Origin of the sequence: Bradyrhizobium huanghuaihaiense, assembly GCF_007830635.1 — a bacterium.
Taxonomy (GTDB): Bacteria; Pseudomonadota; Alphaproteobacteria; order Rhizobiales; family Xanthobacteraceae; genus Bradyrhizobium; species Bradyrhizobium huanghuaihaiense.
In genome coordinates this window covers 1-3,911 of the sequence record NZ_VLLA01000084.1, presented here as the reverse complement: position 1 = coordinate 3,911, position 3,911 = coordinate 1, and the positions used below count along the sequence as shown (strand labels likewise).

Here is a 3,911-nt window from a genome sequence, read left to right as displayed (position 1 = left end):
AGAATCGAAGCTTGAGTCGGACGACCACGTCACGACGGGTTCGCCGCCGGACGGCTCAACAAGATAATCTCGCGGACATCCGGAATTGGCCCTTCGGCGACCTCGGGAGACGTCCGCTTTCCCGCCGGAGTTAGGGGGTGAGCGGACATCAGGCGGCCAGCCGCTTAATGAGTACACAGCCTAGATTTGCTCAGGTTGAGGTCTTCGCATTTTGACCCTTAGCGGTCCTCGACACGCAGACAATCGAAGGGTGACCAGACCGGGCCCGCTACCGCAATAGGATGTTAGCGTTGGATGATGTCCGGCGGGATGATCGAAGAGGACGCCCAGCCACAAAGGCTTGAGCCAAGGCTCCACAGCGCTGCGATGCCGGTGCACTCATCGCTTGCTTCTGCTATGGGTCATGAGCGCCGTTTGGAAGGTCGGCCGGTTGGTTCCGGTCTACCCCGATAAGCCGACAACTGAGGGCGCCGCCCGAACTTCGCATTCGGGCCAGAAGCAGCCATAACGGCTTGCGTAGCAGACCGCGATGGTTTCCGCGCATTGCACTAGCGAGGTTTGACGCGTGCTTCTGAGAGGTGCTTGTCCCAATGTGGGTGGATTTGGCCGTCCACTGTTGGCAGGTATTGGACCCATTCGGCTCGTATGCCTCGCGGGTCGATATCTCTGTTCGACACGACGTAGTCAATCTCGCCTCGCGTCGTGCCAATATCCATCAGTTCGCGGTCCGTCAGGCGGCATAATTCCATTTGCAGCCTCCGGCGTTTGCGCCACTCCTGAAATGCCTTCCAATATGCTTCGAGCGGACTATAGACCGGCCGGTCGGTAGTTGCTCTGTGCTGCAACTTGGTGATCTCTTGGACTGTGCTCATTGCCGTGTGTCCTGTCTACTTTTCACAGGACGAACATGCTGTACGACGAGCCACCGCGCCTGACATCCGGCTTACATTTTCCTTACCAGCGGCGTATTCTTTGCGTTCGAGGGCGTTAAAGCCTGAAAATCGAAGGCCCTAAGGGATCGCCAGATGCGCTATTTCTTCGAGGAGTACGCATTCGATACTGACCGTCGCGAGCTACATCGCGGGACCATCCCTGTTTCCATCACGCCGCAGGTCTTCGATCTACTAGACTATTTGATCCGGCACAGGGAGCGCGTCGTCAGCAAGGACGATGTCATCAGCGCGGTTTGGAACGGACGCATAGTCTCAGATGCCGCGTTGACGACCCGCTTGAATGCCGCTCGCGCCGCAATCGGTGACGATGGTGACAAGCAGCGCCTAATCAAAACGTTGCCGCGCAAAGGCTTTCGCTTCGTTGGCGTAGTGCACGAAGGGCAGAGGCCCGAAACTGCGTCGGCTAATTCGGCGGCGCAGAACGACGGCACGGCACAAAGGTCGCTTTCACCGCCTCGCCTCTCCATCGTTGTGTTGCCCTTCGCCAACCTCAACGGCGACCCAGAGCACGACTATTTCGTCGATGGTGTGACGGAAAGCCTCACTACGGACTTGTCGCGGATCAGCGGCTCATTGGTGATCGGGCGACACACCGCATTCACCTACAAGGGCAAAGCGGCTGACCTCAAGCAAATCGGTCGCGAGTTGAACATCCGGTATGTGCTAGAAGGCTCCATACAGCGCCACGAAAGCCGACTTCGCGTCAACGTGCAGCTGGTAGACGCTGAAACCGGCACGCATTTATGGGCGGACCGCTTTGACAAACCCGTCGCCGATCTGTTCGATATGCAGGACGAGATCATATCTAGGCTAGCTAACTCCTTAGACGCGCAGCTCGTCGCAGCCGAGGCCGTGAGAGCACAACGTTCGGCGCATCCCAATTCAATGGAGTTGTACTTCCAGGGCAGAGCTAAGCTCAATATGGGGTTGACTTCCGAATGTATCTTGCAGGCGCGCCACTTTTTCGAGCGCGCCCTGACGCTTGATCCCGGCAATATCGAAGCGCGTCTGGGCTTAGCGCATGTCGATGGCATTGTTGGCGCCGGCTACATGACCGACAATCGGATAAAGTACCTTACCATAGCAGAAGTGGCCGTTATGCATGTCCTGACCCTCGCGCCGAACCACGCCTTGGCTCACTTACATTTGGGAACAGCAAAAATTTTCACGAACCGCGTGTCCGAGGGCATTGACGAACTACAACACGCTTTGGCGTTGGACCGAAATCTGGCCCATGCGCACGGGTTAATCGGTCAAGCCAAGATTTTCCTCGGTCGCGGCGGGGACACTGAGGCGCATGTCTTAGAGGCACTCCGCCTGTCTCCCCGCGACATTCATGCCTTCATGTGGATGCAGTATGTCGGTTTCGCTAAGTTGCAACTTAGTGCCGATAGGGAAGCCGTCTGTTGGCTCCGCAGGAGCATCGACGCCAACCGAAATTATCCGTTTGCGCATCTTGGGCTCGCCGCTGCCCTAGCACTGCTTGGAGCACTCGATGACGCGCGGGCCGCTGCGCAAGCGGGGCTCGCGCTTCAACCTAATTTCAGCATCCGCCGCTTCCGCGCCAGCCCGTCGACCGATAATCCAGCTTATCTCGCCAAACGTGAGCGCATTTATGAGGGCATGCGATTGGCAGGAGTACCGGAGGGGTAATGTCGCAGATGGGTCATGAGCAGCGGTGGAGACCAAGTTGGATCGGCGTCCAGTTTGCCCCTGACAGCCGATATGACAAGCGCTCAATCGACTCCGGCTAAGGGCCATTTTCGGACTCATGCAGTGCAGCAAAATGCCTTTACTCGATCATCTCATCGGCGGTCGTGCCCAACGTTCTCGTATCGGCAGTCACGCGGCTTAAGTCTCGCGGCTCCCAACGTCACTGAGGTACTTTTCATACTCTGCTCGCGAGAGCAGATTGCCTTCTCGCTCGACGCGAGCGCGGTCCTTCGCGGGTAAAGAGGCCTGTATATCACCGACACGCTTCCAGGGGGCCAAAGGCGTTTCGCATGTCGAGCGAGGCACAAATTCTGACGGTTGTATCTTTTTGTATCGGTGTACATAGCGTGGGCGGGCAGTTACGAAAAATTCAGTCACGCTCACCCGGACGACCAGTTGCGCCTCAGCGTACTCCGACAGCAGAGGATCGTTATCGTCAATACTGGCGATGCCTTGCAGGCGCAGACGATGCAGCTTCTCAAAGTTGATAAAGAGCATGGCGACCTGGCAAGTCCTCGCGTGATGTGAGCTGCTCTACACGCCCGAACAGCTCAGGTCTTGATATCGGCCCACCGGTTTTAGCCAGTAACGATGTGAGCCGAGATGCGGCAGCGTTACTGTCTCTTGCGAATCCTGAACCAAAATCAATCGATGAAGACAAACCTTCATCGAGATTGCATTGGGGTTCGCTCCCAAAGGTCACTCGATGCATGCCTCTTGGACATTTTTACATCGCTAAGGAGGTAGTCCCATGCCGATCGTTCAATTCACTCGCTTCAAAACCGACAAGCCCGAGGAAATGACCAAGGTTGTCGGGCGGGCGAAGAAAATCTTCGAAAAACACGGCGCCGAATTTCTTCGGCTGTCCCGTTTCCACACTGGCCATTGGGCAGGAGAGTTGCTGGTTACGACGCGCTACGCCAATTGGGAGGTCTACGGCAAAGTGCAGGAGGCCGTGGCAAAGGACCCGGAGTTCGCGCAGGTGATGGCTGACGGGTTGAAGATTGCCGAACTACAGGGCCGTAACATCGCTGTTAGCATCGATCTCTAGTCCGGGCGCCACCCGGCGGCAAACCACGTTAAGCGCGGAGGCCGCTGGACATATTGCCAGCGGCCTTTTTTCAATTTTGGGCGCCCTCGCCGACCAATGTCGGCTAATGGGATGGTCCGGCCGTGCTCCTGCCCCGCCAGCGATAAGCTGGCCAGGGGCGCCAAGACAAGGAGCACGCCATGTCCCAGACACCC

General features: G+C 57.2%; 4 protein-coding genes. 2 read left to right on the top strand and 2 right to left on the bottom strand.

What is annotated here, in order from left to right:
• Nucleotides 1-548 precede the first annotated feature (548 nt).
• Entirely contained in the window at nucleotides 549-872 is a 324-nt protein-coding gene (locus IQ16_RS44785; protein ID WP_018642710.1) for a DUF1127 domain-containing protein, read from the bottom strand.
• Between the two features lie 153 nt (nucleotides 873-1,025).
• On the opposite strand from IQ16_RS44785, the gene IQ16_RS44780 reads away from it, so the two are divergent.
• Nucleotides 1,026-2,606 (top strand): winged helix-turn-helix domain-containing protein, encoded by a 1,581-nt coding sequence (locus IQ16_RS44780; RefSeq protein ID WP_018642711.1) that lies wholly within the window; start codon nucleotides 1,026-1,028, stop codon nucleotides 2,604-2,606.
• 198 nt (nucleotides 2,607-2,804) lie between these two features.
• Here IQ16_RS44780 and IQ16_RS44775 read toward each other — a convergent pair whose 3' ends face one another.
• Entirely contained in the window at nucleotides 2,805-3,164 is a 360-nt protein-coding gene (locus IQ16_RS44775; RefSeq protein ID WP_208751674.1) for a hypothetical protein, read from the bottom strand.
• Nucleotides 3,165-3,417: 253 nt separating this feature from the next.
• Here IQ16_RS44775 and IQ16_RS44770 point away from each other — a divergent pair, with 253 nt between their 5' ends.
• Complete coding sequence (locus IQ16_RS44770; protein ID WP_018642713.1) at nucleotides 3,418-3,717, top strand: hypothetical protein; 300 nt, start codon at nucleotides 3,418-3,420, stop codon at nucleotides 3,715-3,717.
• The last annotated feature ends 194 nt before the right edge of the window (nucleotides 3,718-3,911 follow it).

Excerpts from the sequence above, each read along its gene's own strand:
- IQ16_RS44785 (WP_018642710.1), bottom strand. The coding sequence starts at position 872 with ATGAGCACAGTCCAAGAGATCACCAAGTTGCAGCACAGAGCAACTACC.
- IQ16_RS44780 (WP_018642711.1), top strand. The coding sequence starts at position 1,026 with ATGCGCTATTTCTTCGAGGAGTACGCATTCGATACTGACCGTCGCGAG.
- IQ16_RS44775 (WP_208751674.1), bottom strand. The coding sequence starts at position 3,164 with ATGCTCTTTATCAACTTTGAGAAGCTGCATCGTCTGCGCCTGCAAGGC.
- IQ16_RS44770 (WP_018642713.1), top strand. The coding sequence starts at position 3,418 with ATGCCGATCGTTCAATTCACTCGCTTCAAAACCGACAAGCCCGAGGAA.